Genomic DNA, 1,568 nt, shown 5'->3' with positions numbered 1-1,568 from the left:
CGCCACCGATCAGTGCCCCGCGACCGGCCCGTTTCCCCCCGATGAGCGCGCCGGCTCCCGCGCCGACCGCACCGCCCGCAAGCGCCCCGATCGCGGTCCTCTTGTATTCCTTCGTTCCGTCGGGGTTGGTGGCGCACCCGGGTAGCAGCACGAGCAGAACAGCCAGAGAAGTGCCGAGAATCCGGTTCCCTGCATTTTTCTTCATATCTTCGCTCCCTTTTCCGTGTGAGGAAATATCGATGCGATTCGCAAGGCCTGCCCGCGCCTTTCGGTCACCCCATCTTATCACCGGACCGCCGGGGGATTTCCACCCCCGGGTCGACCCGCGCCCTCCCGTCCGTAGGGTTTCCTCCCGCGCAGCACGGGACGCATTTCCCCTCCCTTGACCGTCTTTCGGGCAAGGGGGACCGATCCCCTTCGCACCTTTCGATGATACTGCCTGCGACCCGTTTCCGAAAGCGTCAACGAAGCGCTGCGTTTCAAATCCAAGGCCCCGTATCGGGCAGATGCCCTATGGCGTTTCCTCTCCCGGTGCCCGGGCTCGGGGGGGATTCCGCTCCGCGGAACCCCCCGCTGCGCCCTTGGGCACCGGGAGGCACGCAAGGACGAAGGAAAGACCCGTTGTCCTGAGGTGGGCGGATAAGGACCTCCCGCCGCCAACCGTGAGAAAATGGTCTTCCCAGGGTCTGCGCAAGCCGGGAGGAGGGCGCGATGAAGGTCCGGGTCATCTGTTACGAAGGGTACCGGGCGGAGGAGACGCCGCGCGCCTTCCTCCTCGGGGAGCGCCGCCTCGATGTCACCGACGTGCTCGACCGGTGGCGGGGGGAGGACCACGAATACGTGAAGCTCGCCGCCTCGGACGGGAACCGGTACGTTCTCCGGTACGACCGTAACGCCGACGAATGGGAGATGGTCCTGATGGAGGCTCCCGGACGGCCGCCTACCCGGAAAGATGCCCGACGAGGATCCTGACGCCGATTCCGACCAGGATCGCCCCGCCGGCGATTTCCATCCGCCTCCCGGCCGCTTCCCCGATGCGGCGCCCCAGGTGCACTCCCGCGGCGGTCAGCGCGCAGGCGACGAGGCCGATCACCACCGCGGGGTACCAGATCCCGACGCGGAGCACGCCCAGGCTCAAACCGACCGCCAGGGCGTCCACGCTTGTGGCCACCGAGAGGACGACCAGCGAAGCGCCGCGCGTCGGGTCCCGTCCGGCGTTCTCCCTTTCTTCCCCTTTGAGCGCCTCGTAGATCATCTTCCCGCCGAGACCCACGAGGAGGCTGAAGGCGAGCCAGTGGTCGTACCCGGAGAGGAACCGTTCGACGGATAGTCCCGCCATCCAGCCGACGACGGGCATCAGGAACTGGAAAAACCCGAAGTGCCAGGAAAGACGGAAGGTCTGGCGGACGGAAACCGTCCCCAGTGTACCGTCTCGTAAATAGCTTGACGCACCGAGAGCGTCGATGCGCCGCGCCAGCAAGGCGCGCGACTGAGGCATACCGTTGAGTATGGTGAAGAAGCGCAACGAAGCGGGAGCGAGGGGCCTGTCCCCGGAAGGGTCGGCAGCC

3 protein-coding genes are annotated in these 1,568 nt (G+C 66.5%); 1 reads left to right on the top strand and 2 read right to left on the bottom strand.

Translation table 11 applies throughout. The annotated features are described in order from the left end of the window. On the bottom strand, window positions 1–205 hold a 205-nt coding region (locus VJ307_09085; protein HJX74296.1), incomplete at its 3' end, for a hypothetical protein. 506 nt (window positions 206–711) lie between these two features. Here VJ307_09085 and VJ307_09080 point away from each other — a divergent pair. Next, the gene (locus VJ307_09080) at window positions 712–972 is read left to right on the top strand and encodes a hypothetical protein (GenBank protein HJX74295.1); all 261 of its coding nucleotides are present in this window, start codon (window positions 712–714) and stop codon (window positions 970–972) included. Here VJ307_09080 and VJ307_09075 read toward each other — a convergent pair. Next, a partial coding sequence (locus VJ307_09075) for a manganese efflux pump MntP family protein (GenBank protein ID HJX74294.1) occupies window positions 941–1,568 on the bottom strand: 628 nt, incomplete at its 5' end. The genes VJ307_09080 and VJ307_09075 overlap by 32 nt on opposite strands.

This window comes from Candidatus Deferrimicrobiaceae bacterium, from assembly GCA_035256765.1.
GTDB lineage: Bacteria > Desulfobacterota > Deferrimicrobia > Deferrimicrobiales > Deferrimicrobiaceae > CSP1-8.
Note: the sequence above shows the minus strand (reverse complement) of the source record. Positions and strands in the feature narration are given on the sequence as shown.

Coding starts and splice junctions, on each gene's coding strand:
- VJ307_09080 (HJX74295.1), top strand. CDS start 712: ATGAAGGTCCGGGTCATCTGTTACGAAGGGTACCGGGCGGAGGAGACG.